We start from the raw sequence: 22,290 nt of genomic DNA on the forward strand, positions 1-22,290 counted from the left end.
GGCGGTCGACGGTCGATCGCCCCAACGGAAACTGGCCGCACAGTGCAAGACGAGCGCGCGAAGCTCGGTTACTTCAGCCGCCTCACGGGCTATAAATCAAAGCGTCGCGTTCGATCGTGTAGTTCTTGTGCTCTGTTCCCGAGTAAGGGAGCTGGTCGTGTGACACAGCCGTCGCTCTTCGGCCCGGACTCGAATGGCCCTGTAGCCAAACCCCTAGGTGATCGAGTAGAGCGATTAAAGGCATTGATCCTCGTCAAGGCCGCGCCGAACCCGTCGCAGAGTTATGGGGAGACTGTCTGTGTGGCGGGCCTGCGGGCCGACCTCAAGGCCTTCGGGTGGCTCAGGCTGTACCCCATCAACTTCCGGGCGCTCGATGATCCCAACGAATTCAAGAAGTACGACCTAGTGGAGTTCGAAGCCCGTCCGGCCCGTAACGATCCCCGGCACGAGAGCTGGCGTCCCCTTCTGACATCCATCACCACGGTCGGCCACGTGGCGGACTGGAGAGGACGCGCCGGCTGGGTGGAGGATTACGTCAAGGAATCCATGTGTGACCTGCTGGAGGCGGTCCGACGGGAAGCGCCGGCCCGGTCGCTCGCGGCGATCCGGCCGCGGGAGATCGACGATTTCATCGTCGAGCAGCATCCGGGCTGGAGCCAGGAGGAGAAGGCGAAGATCCAGGCATATGTGAACCAGCTCGGCCTGTTCGACACCTCGCCGCGACGGGCGCTCGAGGCCCCGCGCTTCAAGGCCCGGTACTCGTACCGGTGCCAATCATCGCGATGCAGAGGACACCGCCAGGGACTGCTGGATTGGGAGTTCGTCATGCATCAGCGGAACCTGGCCGGCTGGAGCGATGCCGCGGCGAAGGAGGAGCTGAGAGCTCGCTGGCTGGACAAGATGTGCGGTCCGGATCGGGACACGATCCTGTATGTCGGCAATCAGGCCAAGCGGCAGCATGTGTTCAGCGTGCTCGGCCTGATGTACCCGCCACGTCAGGCCACCTGAGACATGTGCCGACGGATCAGCTCGAGAATGACCGAACGATGACAACGGCGCTCGTCTGCTTCGAAACACAGAAGAGCCACCCGTCCTTTCTGCGCCCAGAGCGCGATCTCGTCCAGAGCGGCTACAGCCTCGGCGGAGGCGATGTGGGTTTCGTAGTTGGTCCGTGCTTCGGCAAGCTCCGCGGCAGAGCCGGCGAAGCCGAGACGGTTCCACTTGGGATTGCCGAGCTGAGGTAGATGTATGTAGTCGATCCCTTGCTGGGTCAGGGACTCCGACAGGCGGCGCTTGCTGAAACCGGGTTTGCGTGAGATCGGTGTCAGCCTCACGTCGATCAGGCATGAGACGCCGTGACTACGAAGCTGCCGCAAGAACGCGTCCAGGTCGTTGCCTTCATAGCCGACCCCGATGACAGCAGTGCGTTGATCAAGCGACATGAAGAGAACTCTCCCACACCGGCAACTTGGGCACCTGACACACGACCCATAGTCCGAGTACCTGGACATCCGTTACCGGAGTGCCTCCAAGCGAAAGATGCTGCCGTTCGCCCTCTTTGCGCCTGCCCATGGCCGCAGGCGAAGCAATGATCTCAGGCACTCCACTGGCGTCGCTGTAGCCAACCGGCAGGAGACGTGTCGACCTCCGGCGCCAAAGGTCGTCGGACAGTGCACCGCCCCTGCTCAGACTTGCTCGGCGGGTGTCGCCAGAAGGCCGCCGGAGGTGACTTCTACACCAGGTTGCGAGACAGCGATCCCTCTCGCAGTGGAGCAACCCGATGAGCATCGACCATCACGAGACGACGCATCCACACGGCTTGACTCTGGACGTCGCCAAGCGCGTCTTCCAGCTCGTCGCATGTGGCCTCGGTGGCCTCGCCATGAACGGCAGAGCGCTCGGCAGCGAGCTGCCCCGGCACCATGTACTGCTGATCGGACTGGACACTCTGGTGAGCTCTCGCGCTCAAGCGAACGGCACCAGGCACGCCGTCTGGCGCGACCTCGTGACTCGTGCTCGGGGTGAAGGTGCCCGTTGCCTCGTCGGCGCTGTCGGCGCCAGCCTGAGCATTCCACCGCGCATGTGCGGCATCGCCCGGTTGGAGAAGCGCGCTATGGCGCCGTCCCCAACGATCACTTCGGCCGCCCCTCAACGGGGAGAGGCTGGAACATCCAAGATCTCCGCGCGGAGCCGGATCACCTCAGATCCGCAGCCCATCACCACCGCACTGAAAGGAGGCCGGGGCAGCCCCACCGGCTCCGCGCGGCCCCATCCGTCTGTTCGTCGCCGGCCCCGACGGCGGCATCTCATCCGTGCCCTATGGATCACGGCAATAGCCGTCCTGATCACCGGCTGCGCGGTCTCCACTGTGCTTGCCGAGACGTCCGGTTCCCCACCGACGGCGCGAGCGGCGGTACCCAGCGACCTCAACACCGTCTTCGGCAACCTGCGGAACTGGCTGGTCGGCCTGCTTGCCGCCCTTGCCACGCTCATGCTCACCATCGGCGGCCTGCGGTACCTGGTTGCCGGTGGTGACCCCGGCGAGGTCCAGAAGGCGAAAGCGGCATTCAAGGCTGCCGCGCTCGGCTACGGCCTTGCCGTCCTGGCGCCGCTCTTCGTGAACGTGCTCAAGCGCGTCGTGGGCGGGTGACCCCGCGATGACCATCCGAACTGCCACAACGGCAATCGCCCGCGGCATGGCCGTTGCCGCCATTGCCGCCGCCGTCCTCGGTATTGCCGCTGTGGCTTCGGCCGAGCCGACGCCTTCCCCGTCACCCTCCCGCGCACCGGAGGACCTGATACCAGCCAATCCCGGTGTCACCTTCGGCATCGGTGACTGGATCACCAAGCAGGTCAACGCGTGGTTCGCCCAGCTCGCCGCCCTGGCCGTCAAGCCGCTGCTCACCGTCCTGGCCAGCACGCTCCTGGCCACACCCGACTACTCCACGAGCGGTCGCGTCTTCGACATCTGGAAGTCGACGGCGGCCATCGCCAACTCCGGCTTCCTCCTGCTGGCCACCATCGGCGCCATCACGGCCATGGGCCACCAGACGGTGCAGACGCGGTACGCGGTCAAGGAGGTCCTGCCGCGCCTGGGACTGGCCGTCCTGGTGACCAACGTCAGCTTCCAGATCTGCGGAAAGGCCATCGAGTTCGCCAACGCACTGTCCTTCGCCCTGCTCGGCGGCGACTTCGACGCCGACCGCGCCGCCACGTCGATCCGGACGCTGATCGTCCTGCCCGGCAACAGCCAGATCTTCTACACCTTGCTGGAGCTGGTGGCGGTCATCCTGCTCGTGCTGCTGCTGGTCACCTTCATCATGCGCTCAGCGCTCGTGCTCCTCCTGGTCGTGGGCGCTCCCCTCGCGCTGGCGTGCCACGCCTTGCCCTACACCAACGGGGTGGCCCGCTTCTGGTGGCGCGCGTTCAGCGGGCTGCTCCTCATTCAGGTCGCCCAGTCGCTCACTCTCACGCTCGCCGTACGGATCTTCTTCAACCAGGACGGCCGGCTCCTTCTGGGCATCGCCCCCACCGGCCAACTGGTCAATCTCTTGCTCGCCATCTGCCTGCTGATCATCCTCGTACGGATCCCATCGTGGATCTCCCGGTCGATCCTCATCGGCGGCGGAAGAAGCTCCGCCTTCACCCGCATCGTGAAGAGCGTGGTGGCGTACAAGCTCACCGCTCCTCTTCTCGCCGGGCTCCACCTCGGCAGAGGCCGGCAAGGAGGCGGGCGCAAGGCCATCACGAGCGCGGCGGCCGGCAGAGTGGTCGCAGGCGCCATCGGAGGGCCGGCGGGCAGCCTGGCGACCACGGCCATCACAGCGGCATCCGCCTCTTCTGCCGGCCCGCGGCCGATCAAGCACGCCCCCACCGGCGCCGTCCGTCCCGTCAGGGCGGAGGACTGGGAGCCCGCCCCGGTCAAGCACGCGCCGACCGCTCCAGCCATCCAGGGCAAGTACCGGCCCACTCCCAAGCGGAAACCGCCCGTCCCCGCGACCACGCCGGTGTACGGCTACCCGCGCGAGACTTTCTACGCCAGGGGCCCGGCGGGACTCGGCCAGATGATGACCCTCCAAGCCCGAGCCCAGCAGACCGGCAACACCACCAAAGGCACCTCCCCGGCACAGCGCCCCGCTCAGCCGATCGTCTCGCTCGACGCCCCGATCCCCGGACAACCGAACTGGCCGGCCAAGCGCCGCACCACTCCGAGGCGCGCCCGTCCCCGTCCGCGCAAGCCACGCGGAGGTGACGGCACATGACCTGGACCGACCCGGTAGCCCGCATTCCCGCCGACGTCGAGCAGCCCGACAAGATCATCGGGTCGCTCACCGCCCGCCAGGTCGCGATCCTCGGCGGCACCGGCGCCCTGCTCTACATCGCCTACATGGCCATCGGCGAGCAAGTGCCGCTCATCGTGTGCGCCGCCGTCGCACTGCCCATCGCGGTCGCCGGCATCGTTCTCGCGATCGGCCAGCACGACGGCGTCTCCCTCGACCGCTACCTCCTTGCCGCCATCCGCTACCGCCACTCCCCCAAGCACCTTGTCTCCGTACAGGAGGACATCCCCATGCCACCCGCCTGGATAGGCGCCGGGGCTGGCCCATCGCCGGCCCCGCTCAAGCTGCCGGCCCGCGGTGTCGTCGGCGACGGTCTGATCGATCTCGGGCCGGACGGGATGGCGGCCATAGCCGAGATCTCCACCGTCAGCTTCGCGTTGCGCACCCCGGACGAGCAGGACGCCCTCGTGGCGGTCTTCGGCCGCTGGCTCAACGCGCTGTCCGGCCCGGCGCAGATCCTCGTACGAGCCGAGCGAGTGGATCTCTCCGAGAGCATCGGCTCGCTGGAGGAGAACGCCCGCGCGCTTCCCCACCCGGCACTCGCCGCTGCAGCGCTCGAACACGCCGACTTCCTCGCCGATCTCTCGGCACGGCACGACCTGCTCCGCCGACAGGTCCTGGTCATCATCCGCGAACCCACCGTCGGCACCGACGGCCGCGAGGCCGCCGCGGCTCGGGCTCTGCGCCGTCTGGACGAGGCCTCTCGTGTCCTGGGCGCCTGCGGACTCACTGCCCGGCTCCTGGACGCACGAGCGGTCAACTCACTCCTGGCGGCCTGCTTCGATCCTTCCGCCCCGTCCCTGTCCGACGAGGCCATCGCTCTCCCCGGCGAGGTCATCACGCGAGGGGGGGCAACGATGAAGATCCCGTTCCGTACGGCTCCCGCAACGACCGGCTTCGGACCGGACGCGGTCCAGGTGGAGGCCCGCCGCCTGCACGTCGGCGGCAGCGTGTGCGCGACGCTCGCCATCACCGGATATCCCCGCGAGGTGGCACCCGGCTGGCTGGAGCCGCTGCTGACCTACCCAGGTCGCCTCGATGTCTCCCTCCATATCGAACCCGTCCCGTCCCTGATCGCGTCGGACCGGCTGCGCAAGCAGCTCGCCCGTCTGGAGTCGGGACTGCGTTCGGACCACGAGCACGGCCGGCTCCTCGACCCCGGCAGGGAGGCCGCCGCCGAGGACGCCCAGGAGCTGGCCTCCCGCATCGCCAGGGGCCAGGCCAAGCTGTTCCGCGTCTCGATCTACCTCACCGTCCACGCCGCTACCGTCGAGGAGCTGGAGGACGCCTGCGCCCAAGTGCGAGCGCTGGCTGCCTCCCTTCTCCTTGACGCCCGGCAGGTCGCCTTCCGCCAGCTACAGGGCTGGATCTCCTCCCTCCCGCTCGCCTACGACAACCTGGCCATGCGACGGACCTTCGACACCCCGGCGCTCGCCTCGGCGTTCCCCTTCACCAGCCCGGACCTGACGACCGAGCTCGGCCCGACCGCGGTGCTGTACGGCGCGAACACCTCCAGCGCCTCCCTCGTCGCCTGGGACCGCTTCGCCCAGGACAACCACAACTCCGTCATCCTGGCCCGCTCCGGCAGCGGCAAGAGCTACCTGGCCAAGCTGGAAGCGCTGCGCTCGCTGTATGCGGGGATCGAAGTCGCGGTCATCGACCCCGAGGACGAGTACGCCCGCCTGTGCTCGGCCGTGGGCGGCGCATACATCCATCTGGGGGCGCACAAGGTCAGGCTCAACCCCCTCGACCTGCCGCCCAAGAGCCAGCGCGGCGACGACCCGCTGACCAGGCGAGCCCTGTTCCTGCACACCCTGGTCACCGTCATGCTCGGCGAGCCCCTCGGCAACGCCGGTAAGGCGGCGCTCGACCGGGCCATCCTTCTCGCCTACCGCCAGGCCGGGATCACCCACAACCAGAACACCTGGAACCGCCGCCCGCCCCTCCTTCGCGACCTCACGGCGAGCCTCGCCAAGGACGACGACCCCAAAGCCAAGGAGCTGGCGGCCGGACTTGCACCGTACGTCACCGGAAGCCACCGCCAGCTCTTCGACGGACCCACCACCACCCGCCCCGACTCACACCTCATCGTCTTCTCGCTCCGAGACCTCCCCGACGAGCTGAAGGCAGTCGGCACCCTCCTCACCCTGGACGCCGTCTGGCGCCGCGTGTCCGACCCGAAGAACCGGCGTCCACGCCTGGTCGTGGTCGACGAGGCATGGCTGCTGATGAAGGACCCCGAAGGCGCCAGGTTCCTGCTGCGCATGGCCAAGGCCGCCCGCAAGCACTGGGCTGGCCTCTCGGTCGTCACGCAGGACGCCGCCGACCTCCTCGGCTCGGAGACGGGACAGGCCATCGTGGCCAACTCCACCACCCAGATCCTCCTACGCCAGGCACCGCAGGCGATCGAGCGCGTCGCCGAGGCGTTCCGGCTGTCCGACGGCGAACGACAGCTCCTGCTGTCGGCACCGAGAGGCACGGGACTGCTCACCGCCGGAGCCACCGGCCAGCGGTGCCCGCTCCAGGTCATCTCCAGCGCGCGAGAACACGACCTCGTCACCTCCTCACCCCAGGAACTGACCGAATACGAAGAGGGCGACCTGTGATCTACGACCTGCTCGAAGACCCCGAAGCCGTACTCGACCGGCTCCACGCCTGGCTGTCCGCGCACGTATGGCAGCTAGCCGTCACATGGATCGGCGCGGAAGTCCTGCTCATCCTGCTCAGCGCCCTTCTCATGCGGCTGCGCCACCGCCGGCTCGCGCGCGGCGCCCGGTGCGTGGAGATCCTCGCGCCGCCTGTTGCAAGCATGCCCGGGGCCGAGGCCCTGTGGGGCAACCTGATCGGGCTCCTGCGTCCCGCCTGGAAGCGGCTGCTGCTCGGCCAGCCTCACTTGGCGTTCGAGTATCTCTTCACCGCGGGCGGCATGCGGATCCGACTGTGGGTTCCCGGATGCGTGCCTCAGCATCTGGTCGAGAACGCGATCGAGGCCGCCTGGCCGTCGGCACGGACGGTGGTGCACGAGGCCGCCCCTCCTGTACCGCTCGACGGCCAGTGCACCGGCGGCCGGCTCACTCTCGCCCGGGGCGATCGCCTTCCTCTGCGTCACAACAGCGCCACCGACCCGCTACGCGCGATCAACGGAGCCACCGTCGGCATGCCACCCTGGCAACACGCCAGTGTGCAGATCCTCGCCCGCCCGGCGACGGGACGGCGTCTGGCACACGTCGTTCGCGGGCTTCCCTTCGGCCTGATCCAGGGACTCCTGGACTGGCTGACGCCCGGGCCTCCGCCCAGCCGTAGGCACCCGGCCCAGAGCTATGACGAGGATCTTGTCGCGCGCCTCGAAGCGTCAGCCGAGGCCCGGGCCATTCGCGACAAAGCCCACCACTCACGGTATGAGGTGGCGATCCGCTACGCCGTACAGACCGATCCAGGGGGCTCCAAGGCCGTCGACACCGTCAGACGCTTCGGCATCCGAGGATGAGCGCACGCCATCGCGGCCGGGTTCGCCCTCTACAGCGGCTACAACCGGCTGGAACGGCACCGGTTGATCCTGCCCGCGGCGCGGCTCGCCTCCCGGCGGATGGGACGCGGCTACCTGCTGTCGGTACCGGAGCTGGCGGCGCTGGCGCACCTACCACTGGACGTCTCGGTGCCCGGACTTCAGCGAGCCGGCGCCAACACCGTCCCTCCCTCGCCGGCGATCTCGCGCACCGGCAAGGTACTCGGCTTCTGCGACTCCGGACACGAACGCCCGGTCGCCCTGCGCGTGCCCGACTCCTGCCACCACGTGCACGTGCTCGGGCCCAACGGCACCGGCAAGTCCACCCTCCTGGCCCAGATGATCCTCTCCGACATCCAGGCCGGACGGGGCGTCGTGGTCATCGAGGCCAAGGGCGACCTGGTCCGCGACCTCCTGGGCCTCATGCCCGAGGACGCCGCCGAACGCGTCGTGCTCATCGACCCCACCGACCGGCATCGCCGCCCCTCGCTCAACGTGCTGAGCGGCTCCGACCTGGCCATGAGCGTGGACAACCTCGTCGGCGTCTTCCGCCAGATCTACGCCGACTCCTGGGGACCTCGCACCGACGACATCCTCCGCGGCTGCGCGCTCACTCTGGCCCACAACGGCGGAACACTCGCCGACATCCCCCGGCTGCTGTCGCATCCGGCGTACCGCCAGCGCCAGATCGCCACCGTCAAGGACCCGCTGCTCCGCGACTTCTGGGCCTGGTACGGCGCGCTGTCCGAGCAGGCGCAGGTCCACGTCACCGCACCGATCATGAACAAGCTCCGGGCGTTCCTTCTCCGCCCGTTCGTCCGCGACGTGATCGGCTCCGCCACCTCCACCTTCAACCTCGACCAGGTCCTGAACGGCGGGATCCTGCTCGTCAGGCTCCCCAAGGGCATGCTCGGAGACGACACCGCCCGGCTCCTCGGCTCAATGATCCTGGCCCAGGTATGGCAAGCCGCCTCACGCCGCGCCAAGGACGGCCACCCGCGTCCCCCCGCCGCCGTCTACGTGGACGAGTGCCACAACTTCCTCACCCTGCCTCACGCCCTGTCCGACATGCTCGCCGAGGCACGCGCCTACCGGGTCTCGCTCGTCCTCGCCCACCAGCACCTCGCCCAGCTCCCCCGCACGCTGCGCCAGGCCATCTCCTCCGACGCCCGCAACAAGATCTATTTCTCGCTCTCGCCGGAGGACGCCCGCGAGGTCGAGCACCACTTCGCCCCTCATCTGTCCGCGCACGACCTGAGCAACTTCGCCGCCTTCCAGGCAGCCGCCCGCCTCGTCGTCCGCTCCGCCGAAGCTCCACCGTTCACCCTCCGCACCCGCGCTCTCCCCGAGCCCGACCAGGAGGTCGCCCGGAGGATCCGGGCTGCCGCCGCTCAAGCGCACGGCCGCAAGGTCGGCGCCCCCACCCCCAAGCCGGACGCCCGGCACACCCTCTGAAGGAGATCACCATGTCCACCACCACCCGTATCACTCCCCGGATGCTCCACCAGCTCGCGATCCGCCTCACCGACCGCGACCGTCGGCTCATCCGCCTGATCCGAGAGCACCGCGTCCTCACGGCCGCGCAGATCAGCGAGATGTTCTTCGACACCGACGACGCCGCCCGCAAGCGCCTGCTCTCCCTCACCCGCATGGGCCTGCTGGAGCGCTTCCGGCCCAACCTCCCACCGACCATGGGAACAGCGCCGTACCACTACGTCATCGGCGAGACCGCGGCGGCTGTCCTGGCCTCCGAGGACGGGGTCGACTTCGGCGACTACGGCTACCGGCGCGACCGCGTCATCGGCATCGCCTTCAGCCAGAACCTCGCCCACACGGTCGGCACCAACGGCATCGCGGCCCGGCTGTACGGCTTCGCGCGGCGCCACCCCGACGCCGAGCTGCTCACCTGGTGGCCCGAGAACCGCTGCACCGCAGCTTGGAGCCCCATCGCCCGTCCCGACGCCTTCGCCCGCTGGCGCGAAGGTGACCACACCATCGACTTCTTCCTGGAGTACGACACGGGCACGGAGCCGCTCGACCGGGTGGCACGCAAGCTCGAAGGCTACGCGGAGCTGACCGAGTCCAGCCGCATCGTCACCCCCGTCCTGTTCTGGGTGCAGGGCGAGCGGCGTGAGGCCAACCTCCGCAAGAAGCTCAAGCACCATCCCGCGCAGATGTTCGTCCCGATCGCGACCGGCCACGGCGCGACTCTGGACGGTTCAGTGGACGACGGCCCGGCCTCGGCCCTGTGAAGGCTCCCGAGGAGGCCGACGAATGATCCTCGAAGCCGGCCTGGCCAAGGCCATCGCCGCTGGCAGGGGCCTGGTATCAGGTGTCGCACTGATCGCGGGCATGGCTGGTGGGGGCCAGTACGCCGCCGCCCAGGCCGACCCCGCCAAGCTGCCATCGACCGCCTGTTCCTACACGAGCGGTTCGCCCCGAGCCGCTGGCACCAGGAAGTTGGACCTGCCGGCCGATCGCTGGGCCAACGCCAAAGCGATCGTCGAAACAGCCCAGGACCTCCGGCTGCCCAAGCGAGCCGCGGTCATCGGCGTCGCCACGGCATTGCAGGAATCTGCCCTGGACGACGCGGTGGTAGGTGACCACGGGCGAGCGTTCGGGATCTTCCAGCAGCACCCCGAGCATGGCTGGGGAAGCCGCGCTGAGGTCACCGACCCTCGCCATGCGGCCAACGCGTTCTTCTCGCGGCTGGTGAAGGTGAAGGACTGGGACACCAAACCCCTGACCCTGGCTGCCCAAGCCGTCCAACGTTCCGCGTTGCCGGATGCCTACGCGCAGCACGAGAGCCGCGCAGAGCACATCGTGGACGCCATCAACGGGGAGTCGGCCTCCAAGTTGTCCACCGAAGACGACCGGTCGATCCGCGGCAGCTTGGAAGTGGCGATCGCCCTTGGCGTCCCTCGTGCCGCCGTCGTCTCGGACGTGGCCTCAGGAGTTCGGGCGGGCACCCTTCCGAGCGCGCGGAAGCTCCTCAACGAAGACCGCTTGGACCGAGAGGCAGAGAAGTTAGTCGAGAGCGCAGCCGCGAGACTCTGCGCCGAGCTCACCCAGAGCGCCGGCAAGGCTCTGCACCGCGCGTCCGGCGATGCGAGTCGTGGCGCCATCGCCCTCGATGCCGCGTTGCAGATGGTCGGCGTGCCTTATTCATGGGGAGGCGGCGGTCCGAACGGCCCCAGCTACGGGATCGGCCGCGGTGCCCACACGAAGGGGTTCGACTGCTCAGGGCTGGCCGAGTACGCCTGGAGCAAGGCGGGCGTGAGGATCGGCGGCCATACGTCGACCCAGTGGCGCGCAGGTGTCCGGGTGGCGCGATCTGAACTGAGACCCGGTGACCTCGTCTTCTTCGCCACCAACCCGAGGGACCCGGCAACCATCCATCACGTCGCGATCAATATCGACGGCAGGCACTACATACACGCCCCGCGGACCGGAAGCCTGGTCCAAGTGAGCAGTTGGACATCGGGGCGGGAAGCTCAATACGCCGGAGCCATACGGCCCGGCTGACATACGCTGGTGACAACCGCTCGCCTTTTTGACCGAAGTAGTGAGCAGGTCAGGAAGGGCTGGCTCCTCGCGAGCCGGCCCTTCCGCTTCAGTCGCGACTCCCGAGGAACGCCTGGAGCAGGACATATCCGGGCATGGACTCGGCCGGCCGCACGCCCACCGTAAACACCTCGGGCTCGTCGAAGACAGGCTCACCATTGGGACGGCGGACGTACGGCACGCGACCGTAGTCCACACCGTGCCCTGAATCGCAGGACATCCAAGTGATCGCCTCCGCCTCTCCCTCCCGAAGGGGGTGGTTGGACACCGCACGGCTCAACACCTTGTCTGGCGTGATCCTCCATACCTGGGGAACAGCCAGCACCCAACGGGTCGCGCCGATTTCGACCGCTTTCGCAGCGGCCCTACCCTCGAACGAAGCGGCTGCTTGCTCATCGCGAAGGTAGTCGTAATCACTAAGAATGAGAACGTGCTCGCCTTCCAAAGCAACCATGGCCGGGCAGTCGCGTGACACGATGCTCTTCTTCAGCCGTTCGAGCACGTCGAGGAGCAGCGCTCCGGTGTGGTTGTCCATGTCATCCCCAGCCACTCGCCGTTGATCTCCTACCAGGATGAGGTACAACCGGACGCTGGGCACCTCAGCCGATGAGGAGCCTCATCAGTTCTGACGGCACAGGGGGCTCAAATCAGGACGAGCTGCTCTGCCCTTCACGCGAGTCGCACAGCTGGTAACACGCGCCACGTTCACCAGCGGACCTCTTGCAGAAGAGGTGGTGTTCGAGGGGCGCCCTTACCAAACCAGACAACGATGGCGACGCCTCGTGGACCTCTCACCAGCGTCCGTGTATGAGGAGCCAGACGTGTTGCAAGCAGCGCCAGCTCACCATCATGTGGGGGTGAACGCACCTGGTCGAGAACTATGCGGCGGCATGCTTGAAGCTGCATCAAGGCCGAACGCTTGAACTGGCCGCCAGGCCGGCCAAGTGTTCAAGAGGTCCCACGTACCTCCAGACCAGGTACCTGGGGCCTGAGTCTGGGGCGCAGGACGCGAGAAGAGATCCTTGTATGGTGGATACCTTAGAAGAACCTCACGCGTTCGAGCTCAGTTTGCCCAGGCTCTTGCACGTACACCTTTCCTCCACTCTGCAGGATTTGCTCGATGAGGTTGTACATCTGCAGCGCCCGGTTGATGGCATCCGTCTTGGACTCGCCCCGCAGCGTCACGACCTCTTCAAGGGCGCGGGCCGCGCGTTCGGTCAGATTGACCGTAACGCGCTCAAGAGGCCCGTGGCCTCGTCCAGTAGGAGGGCTCTTTGTGGGGCTAGCTGCATCAGTTGCACGCAGTTTCGCAGACATATTCTCCGGGGGTCCTCCCGCCGAGACATGGCTAAAACGGGCCCGGGATGCCGACCCGGCCCGTGCTCGTCGATGTCTTTCCTTGCCCGTCACACGCCGGGCACTGTCAGAAGTAACGGCTACGGCGCAACCGCAGGCGTTGAGAACGGCACTGCCACAGCCCATCGGCGGGGGACGGGGTAACAGCCCCCTCTGGGCCCGACAGCGATTGCACAGACGCTGAAGGAGCAGTGCAAACGAGATGAACGCGGCGGATCGCGATCCTCTGGAAGGCGCGATCGATCGACGTCGCCGTCTCAACGATCCACCCCCTCCACACCTCGCGACCTGCGCTCACCTGTTGGTGCAGGTAGACCGTATGACGGTCAACCGCGCGCGGTCAAGCTGGTTACAGACAATTTACCTGATAGTATACGCGCATCGTACGCATATCAGCCATACGTGGCATGATCTGAGCGCGCACTTGGTGATACTTTGACGCCTAGCGCGCAGACTCTTGCAAGACCCCGGCTCGTCCGGGCCACTGGACCACCCCGGCGCTTCCCGGGCACGCACCACCCCGCCGGGGGCACATCGCCTGGCGGGTTTTCCTACATCAGGCCGAGCGAGAGAGTGTTCAGCCACGTGAAGAAACCAGTGGTCACCGACCTGACCAAGATCGAAGGCGATCCCACCCCCCAAGCCGACCTGCTTGAGGACAGGGAAAGAGTCACTTTCGAGGTCACCCTCTCGGGCGGCAAGCGGATGAATGCCTCCGCTCCGGCATGGTCGCCGAGCGGTATCGCCCCCGCGATCGTCATGATCACCCTGCCCAGCATCATGATCCCCAGCGCCTTCGCAGGCCTGGGGATCGCTGTATCGGCACCGGGGTGGGCCATCGTGACGGCCGCCCTGATCGCCTTTTGCGTGACCGCCGGGTGCGGGGTTTGGATCATTAGCCGCTTCGCCGGCCTCCCTGCTAAGGGATCCCGCGAGTCATGACGCCGCAGAAACCCGGAGGCGGGGTGAGCCCCGTCCTGGCCATCCGGCCTTTGAGGCTCGGCTGCCCAGGACGAGGCTTAGCCATGGCCGGAGGTCCAGATGAGGGCGTTCGGCCTCCGGCCCTCAGGGCATCAGGGTGCATGCCCAACCTCCAGGACGGCGGTCAACGCTAGTTCAGGGAGCAGCGCGAAAACCACCGTGACGGCCCTGCCGATTTCCGGCAGGGCCGTCTTTCACTGAGCTGGCGCGCCTAACTCTCCGGGGGATGGAATCAACTCTTTGTGAACACTGGGCTGTCGAGGACCTCGCTCAGCGTCTGGAGCGTCTCCCGGTCCAGTTCGTCGATACCTCCGGTAACCGCGCCAAGGTAGTTTCTCTCGACTCGGCCCGCGCCACGCACGCTTTGTTCGTGCTGGACGTAGGTGTTGACCGCCTGCAGGACGCCCCAGCCTGTTCCTGCCCAGGGCGCGACGCGGTTGTCGTGACGCCAGAGCTTCGCCAGAGTGTCGCGCTTGGCTTCGGCGAGGGTTCGGCCTCGACCGATCTCCACAGGCACCGGTGCGTAAGCGTCCAGGAACGCTGCCCACTGAGTGGAGCTCACCGAGGTGTGGCATAGCTGCCGGACTCGTGCCGTGAAGGCGTCCGCGACCTCGTAGACGATGTTGAGCGCCTGCCGCGCCTCGCCGATCCGCAGCTTGGAATGGCGGGAGTGCTTGATCTTGATCTGCTGGCCGCGCTCGGCCAGACCGGCGGCCATGGTGTTGTCGCAGACGATGTTGGTCACCGCCCGCTTGAACGTGGTCGCCAGCGAGCCGTCGAAGGACGTCGCCCCGAACAGGTTCGGCCGGAACTCCACGCCCTCCGGCGTCCGAATGTTCTCCGGTACCTCCACCGAGACCCACGCGACCGCCCCCGACCGGAGCAGGCCGGCGGAGCCGATCGACAGGTCATCGTCGAGCAGCCGCCCGATCGTGTCCAGCAGCCACTCGCGGTACGGGTGCGGTTCGTACCCGTCTGAGAAGATCCCCATGACGTGGCCGTTGTCGCTGCGGACGATGGCCTGGCGCTCGGGCACCTCGGCGAGCCCTCCGGTCACCGGGTCCTCGACGTAGAGCGGGCGCGAGAGCGCGTCCCACGCGAACAGGCGGCGCTGGACGTCGGCCACGGGGATGGCTCCTGGGTAGTGGTTCGGCTCCGTGCCCTGGAGACCGGCGCGGTAGTGCCATGCGGTTCCGCGCTTCTCCGTGAAGCCGATCAGGGTGTTCTCGTTGAGCCACTGCAGCGATTCCTTGGACATGTCTCCTCCAGACATGCGAGTGAGGCGCCGGGCTCGGCCCGGCGCCTCTGGCGGATGGGATCGGTCAGTTGTCGGAGAGCGGTTCGGGGAGCACCGGCTGCGCGCCGCGCGGGGACCTCTCGGACAGCGCGGTGATTTCCCTGGCCAGGTCGGCGAAGTCGATCTCCTTGATCCCCATGGGCGGGACGCCGGCGTTCAGCGCAAAGAGGATCATGTGCGCGAACCGGTAGTCAGGGTCCGCCCGCAGGGCGCGCTCCGCCGCGAGCCGGGCCAGGGCGCCGTCACCGGCTCGGTAGGCGAGAAGGGCCAGGTTGACGGCCGCCGCAGGAACGTACTCCGGCTCCAGCCGCCTGGTGACCTCGGTCCAGAACCGGTGCGAGACCTCGTCGCCGTACTCGTCCTGGAAGGTGAGTGCGATGTCCCGGATCTGGATTCCGGTGAGCAGCACGCCCAGCCATGCCAGTTCCTCGACGGGGATCGGCCGTCCGGCGCGAACGTGGTCGAGGCAGTCCCGGACGTGCCGCGTTCCCTCACCGAACCAGTACCCGGCGTCCACCGTAGGGATCAGGGACTCGGCGCGGGCGCGCGCCGCCGCCGTCGCCGTGCGCACAGCCTGCCGTTCCGGGCCCTCCACAGGCTCCAGGGTCCTGGCGAAGCTGTCCCGATCCGGCATCGCGACGCGCCCGGCGAGCACCGCACCGGCCGCTACGTGGCTCCCCGCCACGTCGTACGGCACGCCCTCGGGCGAGCAGCAGTGAGGGTCCTTGCAGATGTACGACCAGAAGCGGTCGCCCTCGCATCGGACCATGTCGAGGATCTCGATTCCCGCCCGGGTGACGGCCGCGAAGAGCCCATCCATGATAGGAGTGACCTGCTGGCCGGATCCGTAGCCGATCAGGAACACGTACCGTGCGCCATTCTGCGCCAGAAGACGCGCGCAGTAGGTGGCGGCCTCGGGGGCGTCCTCTGACAAGTCCGGAAGGTCGAAGCGGATCACGCCCTTGAGCGCGTCGCCGTCGAATGCCATGGCGACGAGGCTCCGGTCTGGGTGGAAGCCCAGCAGGTACGGCACGATGGCGATGAAGTCGGCCGGATCCTTCAGGGAGACGGCGTGGTCGTTGGAGTCGGGGGAATCGGGCATGGTTTTCCTCCAGACATGACGAAGCCCCGGCCGGACGGACCGGGGCGGGTGGTGGACAAGAAGCCGGACTAGAGGCGCTCGAAACGGACCCCACCGCGAGGTCCGAGGTAGACGCGGGCGTCGGGCCATCCGCCGCCGTCGCGGGAGCGGTACAGGGTGATCTCGCAGTCGTCGCCCACGCAGGGCGTGAGGACCTCGGCGGGCTCACGGTGCACGAAGTCGAAACGGCTGCGCTGCCGGTAGCCGCGCCGGTGCCGTTCGGTCAGCTTGCGCTTGGCGTCCTCCAGGGACGAGAACTGCTCCAAATCATGGTCTTCGGCGAGGCTGTATCCGGAGCCCCCGTGCCAGAAGCCGAACCATCGCGCCATGGTCACGCCTTCAGCGGACGCGTGGGACAGCCGGGCGAGAGGTGTTCCGCACCGCAGTAGCCGCAGACGTCGTCCATGGCGTAGATCGTCAGCATGGCGCCGACCGCCGACGAGACGTCGGAAGCGGTGAAAACGGTGCGGCTCTTGCGCGAAAGGCGGTAGCGCCAGCGCAGCCGCCCGTCACCCGTCGGGGCAGTGGGCCACAGCTCAAGGCTGTGCTCCCCGTCGATCGGCCAGGCCGCCAGAAGCCGGGAGGAGATCCTCCAGCCCCGAGGCAGCACCAGACCGTCCAAGATTGGCATTGGTCCTCCTTTGGCATGCGGAGGCCGTCCGGGCGATACCCCGCCGCATCGCCCGGACGGCGATCAGGGGAACGGTCCTCCTACCGGGAGTCGCTCCGGTGAGCGGATGTAGGAGCCGTCTTGTGCGGCAGCACGGGCCGGTCCGTGGCCCGAGCCCGCGCAGCGTGTTTGGCCCGCCGCGTTGTGAACCGGCGAGCGGTCGCGAGAACGGCGCTTGCACGTTTTTCGCTCTCACTCAAATACGGGAGCGTGAACGGCCCGAACGTCCGCGACCGGCAAATTTCTTTGCCGCCGATCGCGCTCGATCAGTGCTGATCGCGTCACGCCGCGAGTGGCGCAAAGCGCTTTTCGCTCTCACTTAAATACGGTGGGACAGGAGGCCCAAGCGTCCGCCCGCAGCGCGATTTCCCCCGGAAATGAGGAGAGCCCCGGGGATATCACCACGGGGCTCTCAGAAGCCTTGTGTCAGTCGCCCGACGTGCCCTCGGCACTCGTGTAGACCATGGCGTTCCGCGCGTCGTCAAGGCGCTCTGAGAGCTCCTGAAGCTCTGTGCGCGCGGCGTCACGGACTCGGATCACGGCACGGCGGGAACCGTATGCGCCGCCTTCCCTTTCTTTGGCCACGGTCGCCAGAATTCCCGCGCGCCCGAGGTCGTCCGCCTGCTCAGCCTTTGTGAGGATCTCCCGCAGGACGGGAAACTCCTCCCCGCCTCCGAACGCCTGACGGAAGATCTCCGTGCTGTGCTGTGCCGCAGAGAAGGCGACCGCCGCACGCGCCACGTACTCGACATGGGGTAGGCCCCGCATGAGCTGAGCGCCGGGGGTCGCGTCGATGTCGTCCGGGGGCACGTCCACTCGGTAGCCGTTGCGAGCAGCGGCGTCGCGGACCGCCCAACGCTGGAGCGTCGTGCGCGTGATGGTCATCTCCCCGCCGTCCCGGCGGACGTAGACCCATGCTTGTGTCTCTCGCGTGGTGCCGCTCTCGGGCGCCGCTTGAAACTTGGCGAGAACGTCGCGGAGACGCTGCGCGAAAAGGAGTACCGCGTCCTGGTTGACGTCGTCGGATACGTCATCGGTGCCGTACGGGGCGTGGCCGGCCTTGACGACCGTCGCGCTCCCATCCATGCGCTTCCGCGAGCGCGTGGCGTCGACGGTCCGGCAGTAGCCTCGCGACAGCTTGCGGATCTCCTGCCAGTCTTCCGGCGTCACCCGAGCCATGTCCTCAGGTGTCAGACTTTCGCCGGGGACGTTCGCGGGGACGTACTTTCCGAAATCGAATTTGGTCGTCATGACCGCTCTCCGATCCTTGGCGACCCATCTCCGATGGCTCACACTCGCCTCTTTGACCAATTCAATTATCCCAAAGAAGCATTGCCCTATCAAGGAATTCAGGCTATTTCCGCAGACGATTTACCAGCCCACAGAAGGCTCCCATTCGATCGGCTTAATGGATTTCAATCCTCGAAAACAAAGAAATAATGACCCCACGAAAACGTCGTATAATGATCGATGGACAAAGGAACTCTTCCGAATGGCGCCCCTTTTAAGAGGACTGGACCCGTACACCAGTCGGGGTTGCCTTCGGACCTGCGCCCGCACCCTCACCTGCGACTACACAACAGAAAACCCCTCCCGCTTAGTCGGGAGGGGCGCCAGGAGGGCTAATGCGACGGTTGACGGCGTCATCTGGCTAGACCTTCGACGAGAAGCTCCCACAGCCTCATGCCCTCTGCTCTGACCTGCCACGGGCTCTCATGGATAGCGCGACGGCCCGGCCCTCGCGTGGTCCGCCGGATGAACAGCAGACCGCCCGACTGGCAGAGCTCATACGACGGACTGGTGCAGAGACAGGTGTGCGCGCGAACGCGAACGCGAGAGGCACGGTTTGTCGCATCATGCCACTGAATACGCACGCAGAACTCATTGCTTGGAGCAACGTGCAAGCCATGGAATTCAATGATCGCGCTCATACAGATCACCCGCGGAGCATGCTCGTATGACGGCACAGAGCCGAGATCAGGCACCATCCATGCGCGACCCTGTGTCACCCGTCGCACAAAGCGCCCCGATCGCGCCCCATCGGTCATGAAGCGGGCCGACGCACCTCGGCGGCGAGAACCGTCTCGATGCGATCGGCGGCGCGCTGGACGTCCTCGACCGGGCCGATGGGGGCCGGCCAGGGAAACCAGAACCACTCTTGACCATCGTCCTTCGGTGCGGTGAAGACGCTTTCGGTGAGAACCGGAACGATCGCGTTGGTGACGCTGAGCGTTGCAGGACAATCGCGCCCCGCGCGGACTCTGGCGTCAAAGCCTCGCTCGCCCAGCTCGGCCGCCAGCCTCTGCAACTGCTCGAAGGCATCTACAACGTCGATGATCATGCCGTTCGCCTCCTACGGTCGGACTACTCGAACCTGCTGACAGAAGAGTTCGAGGACTGATTCGCTCGCGATGAGCACCGATCCCAGTCGCGGATCGGACAGCGCCAGGGGCGCGGCGTATAAGGAGGCGCGGGCGGTTGCATGGCCCGCGCCGTGGTGCGCGGCCGGCAAGGAGAGCACTTCCATGTGCTCCGGACGGCACCCAGGCAGGGCACGGCGTCCATGCTGCGCCCGGGGCCGCCTGCTGACCACGTCCAGCCTGCTCACCCGAGCACCTCCTGGAGGAAGCCGAGGGGTAGGTGGACGACCCTGGGCGGTTGCGCCGGAACGGCCTCGGCCACGGCGAACAGCAGTGCCTGGTCGACGTCGAGGACTGCCCGCCACAGCTCGCGGAGATTCGCACCCTCGACCGGGGTGCTGACGTCCATGTCGTACGCCGGGAATGCCCGGAACTTGCGGCCCCAGGGTTCCCACATCACCTGCCATCGGCCGCCCCATGAAGCCTGCAACTGCGCGGCCAAGAGCTGAGCGGTCTCGTCGCTCAACACCTCAGTGGCGTTGCTGAGATCGCTGGGCTGTGCAGCCGATATCGCGGCCTTCTTGCGCGCGTTCGGTGTCACCTTCAATACCCGATCAGGCAATTCGCGGTCGACGGCGACCTCGTTGTCCAGGAGGTACTCGTAGATCCAGGTGACGGTTGGCATGGTCGGGTCCACTCCCGGAGGTGGCGCTGTGGTGGAGTCGGCAGTCATCCCGAGCCTCAATGATCGTTGGGGAGTGAGTCAGTCAAGGTCCGGCGGATCATGAGTGTCAGGACTGACCTGCCTCTCACGACACTCCGGCGATACCTGTGCAGCATCTGCCTCTTGAGGGCACGATGGAGGGGCGCACTGAGCGTGCCCACACCGTGCCCACACGCTGACCGAAAAGGGATCGCCAGGTGGAAGCGCCGCACCCCCCACTTCCGGACCTGCTGAAGCACCTGCGGGACTCCGCCGGAATGACACAGCAGCAAGTGGCGGAAGTGCTGTGTGCGATCACCGGCACATGCACCATCACACGGTTCGAGGTCGGCAGGTGGGAGCAGGGGCGCGTTCGGCCGACCTCCTGGCTCCCTGCGCTGGCAGAGGTCCTCAACGTGGACCCGGAGGTGTTGAAGAACGCTCCCGACAGACCAGGAAGGAAGACACGAGCCGGGAAGGCGCCGGCCGCTCATTACACTGTCCCCAGCGACGAGGTGGAGCAGGTGAGCGAGGTGCTGCGCCGGACATTTCTACAGCGTGGAATCGCGGCGGCCGTGGTGCCTGCCATGCGCCTGCATGACGATCGGCGTGTCATCCAGGCACTCAACGTGGTCGGAAATGATCATCTCGGTGGCATCGTGGACGGCTTGGGCGAGCTCGTCGACCACTACGCACAGACCATTTGCGCCCTACCGCCGGCAGACGTGTACGACGAGCTCCTCACCGTCAGGTCCTACGCCAGCGCTCTGCTCGACCACATCGGGCACGCCCCGCCGCGGAAGGACCTCGTCCTGGCAACCGGTTCGCTGTCCCATCTGCTCGCCGTGGCCGCATGCGACATGGGCGAACACGCGGCCGCCCGAGTCTGGTGCTCCGACGCCGAGCGCCGGAGCAGGGAAGCCGGACACCCAGAGCTGGAGGCTTGGGCTGCCCTGACCAAAGCCATGATCGCCTGGTACCAAGGGCAGCCCCGCCAGTCGGCGACCCTGTCGGCTCGCGGGCGAGAGATGGTGCGGGAGGGTACGGTCGTCCACGCCAAGCTGGCCGCCCAGGAGATGCGAGCGGCGGCGATGGCCGGCGATGTCGACGGGATGACCCGAGCCCGGCGCCAAGCCGGCAAGGCGATCGCAGCGCTTTCCCCCGGCACCCCCACAACGGGTGTTCTATCCATCTCGCTGTCGGAAGATCCGCCCTACACCGCCACGTCGCTTCTCTTCGTCGGCCGCTACCGCGAAGCCGTCACCGCCACCAACCGCGTCATCCAGATCGTTTACCAGCCGGAAGCCCGCCAACGTGGTGAACATCCGTCCGGATACGCGCGCTCACTGCTCATCCTCGGTCTGGCCCAAGCCGCGCTCGGCCGCCTTGACGAGTCGGTGGCGGCCGGCCATGCGGCGCTGTCGGGCAGCCGTCCCGCCTGGCCCACCATGGTCCTGGCCGACAAGCTCGACAAGGTGCTGGCTCAGCAGTTCGCCAACGCTGACCAGACCACCGAGTACCATGCCCGCTACCTGGAAACGATCAACGCGACAGCTGTGCCCCCACCTGCGACTCCCGCGAGCTGCTAAGGACCGTGGATGACCGACGACATCAGCTCTGAGCAGATTGCGGCGATCACCGCCTTCGTGGACATCCAGGCACCGCCGCCTGATGATCAACCGACCGCACTCCTCCTGTTCGGCACCAATCAGGCGGCGCCTGTCGAGATCGCGGTGGACCGCTATCATGCGGGGCTCGCTCCGCTGATCATGGTGACCGGCGGGGTGAACCGCCACAACGGAATCATTGAAGGACGCACCTTCCAGCGCCTTCTCGTCGAACGTGGAGTCCCCGAGGACACGATCCGCTGCGAGGATCAGTCTGCGAACACCTGGCAGAACGTCGAATTCGCGCTGCCCTTCCTCCAGGAAGCGCTACGGTCGGGTCTGACGATCACGGCCGTATCCAAGTGGTATCACCGCCGCACTGTCCACATGCTCAAGACTCTGCTCCCGGACATCGGGGCCTTCCACGCCATGGGATGGGACCCCGTTTATGCAGGCAAGCCCGTGACTCGATCGGATTGGCCGGCCATCCCCGACGGCAGGCGGCGGGTGATCCGCGAATGGGAAGAGGTCTCCCGCCGCGTCGCGGACGGCAGTCTCGCGAGCTTGCAACGTGCGGGAGACGCGTGGCGCTGAGCCACATCGAGATCGGGCGAAGATCCTTCGTAGGCGGGAGGGCGAGCCCTTGGCAGCGGCAGGGACTGAAGGAGATCTTGGAGTGTGGCCGGCCTGCCGAGAACACCTCGCACGATGAAAGCGACCGTCATCACTGCCTGGTTGCAAGTCCTCCAGACGACATTCGGCAGAG

The 22,290-nt window shown here is 67.0% G+C and carries 20 protein-coding genes and 1 pseudogene; 12 read left to right on the forward strand and 9 right to left on the reverse strand.

Going from position 1 to position 22,290, the window contains the following annotated elements; translation table 11 throughout:
- The first annotated feature begins 300 nt into the window (after nucleotides 1–300).
- Nucleotides 301–1,008: a hypothetical protein gene (locus tag HD595_RS00475; RefSeq protein ID WP_253764951.1), complete on the forward strand. Its 708-nt coding sequence runs from the start codon at nucleotides 301–303 to the stop codon at nucleotides 1,006–1,008.
- Here the strand turns inward: HD595_RS00475 and HD595_RS00480 are convergent.
- Nucleotides 996–1,442: a DUF488 domain-containing protein gene (locus HD595_RS00480; protein ID WP_253764952.1), complete on the reverse strand. Its 447-nt coding sequence runs from the start codon at nucleotides 1,440–1,442 to the stop codon at nucleotides 996–998. The two genes, HD595_RS00475 and HD595_RS00480, sit on opposite strands and share 13 nt — an antisense overlap.
- 338 nt (nucleotides 1,443–1,780) lie before the next feature.
- On the opposite strand from HD595_RS00480, the gene HD595_RS00485 reads away from it, so the two are divergent.
- The 7 genes from HD595_RS00485 to HD595_RS00515 all read left to right on the forward strand — a co-directional run bounded on the left by HD595_RS00485 (nucleotide 1,781) and on the right by HD595_RS00515 (nucleotide 11,370).
- Nucleotides 1,781–2,650, forward strand: coding sequence for a hypothetical protein (locus HD595_RS00485; RefSeq protein ID WP_253764953.1), 870 nt, complete (start codon nucleotides 1,781–1,783; stop codon nucleotides 2,648–2,650).
- A gap of 91 nt (nucleotides 2,651–2,741) precedes the next feature.
- Nucleotides 2,742–4,262, forward strand: a complete 1,521-nt coding sequence (locus tag HD595_RS00490) for a conjugal transfer protein TrbL family protein (RefSeq protein WP_253764954.1) — start codon at nucleotides 2,742–2,744, stop codon at nucleotides 4,260–4,262.
- The gene (locus HD595_RS00495) at nucleotides 4,259–6,946 is read left to right on the forward strand and encodes a PrgI family protein (RefSeq protein ID WP_253764955.1); all 2,688 of its coding nucleotides are present in this window, start codon (nucleotides 4,259–4,261) and stop codon (nucleotides 6,944–6,946) included. Before HD595_RS00490 ends, HD595_RS00495 begins: the two co-directional genes overlap by 4 nt.
- Nucleotides 6,943–7,827 carry a hypothetical protein gene (locus HD595_RS00500; RefSeq protein WP_253764956.1) on the forward strand — a complete coding sequence of 295 codons (885 nt, stop codon included), beginning with the start codon at nucleotides 6,943–6,945 and terminating at the stop codon, nucleotides 7,825–7,827. Before HD595_RS00495 ends, HD595_RS00500 begins: the two co-directional genes overlap by 4 nt.
- A gap of 63 nt (nucleotides 7,828–7,890) precedes the next feature.
- A complete protein-coding gene (locus HD595_RS00505; protein WP_253764957.1) occupies nucleotides 7,891–9,300 on the forward strand; it encodes a type IV secretory system conjugative DNA transfer family protein in 1,410 nt (469 codons plus the stop codon).
- A gap of 11 nt (nucleotides 9,301–9,311) precedes the next feature.
- A complete protein-coding gene (locus HD595_RS00510) occupies nucleotides 9,312–10,097 on the forward strand; it encodes a replication-relaxation family protein (protein ID WP_253764958.1) in 786 nt (261 codons plus the stop codon).
- A 22-nt stretch (nucleotides 10,098–10,119) separates the two neighbouring features.
- Nucleotides 10,120–11,370, forward strand: coding sequence for a C40 family peptidase (locus HD595_RS00515; protein ID WP_253764959.1), 1,251 nt, complete (start codon nucleotides 10,120–10,122; stop codon nucleotides 11,368–11,370).
- 88 nt (nucleotides 11,371–11,458) lie between these two features.
- Here HD595_RS00515 and HD595_RS00520 read toward each other — a convergent pair whose 3' ends face one another.
- Nucleotides 11,459–11,944: a hypothetical protein gene (locus tag HD595_RS00520; protein ID WP_253764960.1), complete on the reverse strand. Its 486-nt coding sequence runs from the start codon at nucleotides 11,942–11,944 to the stop codon at nucleotides 11,459–11,461.
- A gap of 1,406 nt (nucleotides 11,945–13,350) precedes the next feature.
- Here HD595_RS00520 and HD595_RS00525 point away from each other — a divergent pair.
- Entirely contained in the window at nucleotides 13,351–13,707 is a 357-nt protein-coding gene (locus HD595_RS00525) for a hypothetical protein (protein WP_253764961.1), read from the forward strand.
- A 271-nt stretch (nucleotides 13,708–13,978) separates the two neighbouring features.
- On the opposite strand, the gene HD595_RS00530 is transcribed toward HD595_RS00525, so the two are convergent.
- The 7 genes from HD595_RS00530 to HD595_RS00560 all read right to left on the reverse strand — a co-directional run bounded on the left by HD595_RS00530 (nucleotide 13,979) and on the right by HD595_RS00560 (nucleotide 19,899).
- A complete protein-coding gene (locus tag HD595_RS00530; RefSeq protein ID WP_253764962.1) occupies nucleotides 13,979–15,004 on the reverse strand; it encodes a DUF932 domain-containing protein in 1,026 nt (341 codons plus the stop codon).
- 64 nt (nucleotides 15,005–15,068) lie between these two features.
- Entirely contained in the window at nucleotides 15,069–16,145 is a 1,077-nt protein-coding gene (locus tag HD595_RS00535) for a DUF4192 domain-containing protein (RefSeq protein ID WP_253764963.1), read from the reverse strand.
- Nucleotides 16,146–16,213: 68 nt separating this feature from the next.
- Entirely contained in the window at nucleotides 16,214–16,513 is a 300-nt protein-coding gene (locus HD595_RS00540; RefSeq protein WP_253764964.1) for a hypothetical protein, read from the reverse strand.
- Between the two features lie 2 nt (nucleotides 16,514–16,515).
- Nucleotides 16,516–16,815, reverse strand: a complete 300-nt coding sequence (locus HD595_RS00545) for a hypothetical protein (protein ID WP_253764965.1) — start codon at nucleotides 16,813–16,815, stop codon at nucleotides 16,516–16,518.
- 465 nt (nucleotides 16,816–17,280) lie between these two features.
- On the reverse strand, nucleotides 17,281–18,105 hold the full coding sequence (locus HD595_RS00550; RefSeq protein WP_253764966.1) for a hypothetical protein: 825 nt from the start codon (nucleotides 18,103–18,105) through the stop codon (nucleotides 17,281–17,283).
- A 793-nt stretch (nucleotides 18,106–18,898) separates the two neighbouring features.
- Nucleotides 18,899–19,195 (reverse strand): hypothetical protein, encoded by a 297-nt coding sequence (locus HD595_RS00555; RefSeq protein ID WP_253764967.1) that lies wholly within the window; start codon nucleotides 19,193–19,195, stop codon nucleotides 18,899–18,901.
- 263 nt (nucleotides 19,196–19,458) lie between these two features.
- On the reverse strand, nucleotides 19,459–19,899 hold the full coding sequence (locus tag HD595_RS00560) for a hypothetical protein (RefSeq protein ID WP_253764968.1): 441 nt from the start codon (nucleotides 19,897–19,899) through the stop codon (nucleotides 19,459–19,461).
- A gap of 236 nt (nucleotides 19,900–20,135) precedes the next feature.
- Here HD595_RS00560 and HD595_RS47135 point away from each other — a divergent pair.
- From HD595_RS47135 to HD595_RS00570, 3 genes and pseudogenes are all read left to right on the forward strand, one after another.
- A pseudogene (locus tag HD595_RS47135) lies at nucleotides 20,136–20,336 on the forward strand (helix-turn-helix domain-containing protein); the annotation flags it as partial.
- A gap of 105 nt (nucleotides 20,337–20,441) precedes the next feature.
- Complete coding sequence (locus HD595_RS00565) at nucleotides 20,442–21,506, forward strand: NsdA family TPR-like regulatory protein (RefSeq protein ID WP_253764969.1); 1,065 nt, start codon at nucleotides 20,442–20,444, stop codon at nucleotides 21,504–21,506.
- 9 nt (nucleotides 21,507–21,515) lie between these two features.
- Entirely contained in the window at nucleotides 21,516–22,118 is a 603-nt protein-coding gene (locus HD595_RS00570; RefSeq protein ID WP_253764970.1) for a YdcF family protein, read from the forward strand.
- Nucleotides 22,119–22,290: the final 172 nt, after the last annotated feature.

Origin of the sequence: Nonomuraea roseoviolacea subsp. carminata (genome assembly GCF_024172185.1) — a bacterium.
Classification (GTDB): domain Bacteria; phylum Actinomycetota; class Actinomycetes; order Streptosporangiales; family Streptosporangiaceae; genus Nonomuraea; species Nonomuraea roseoviolacea.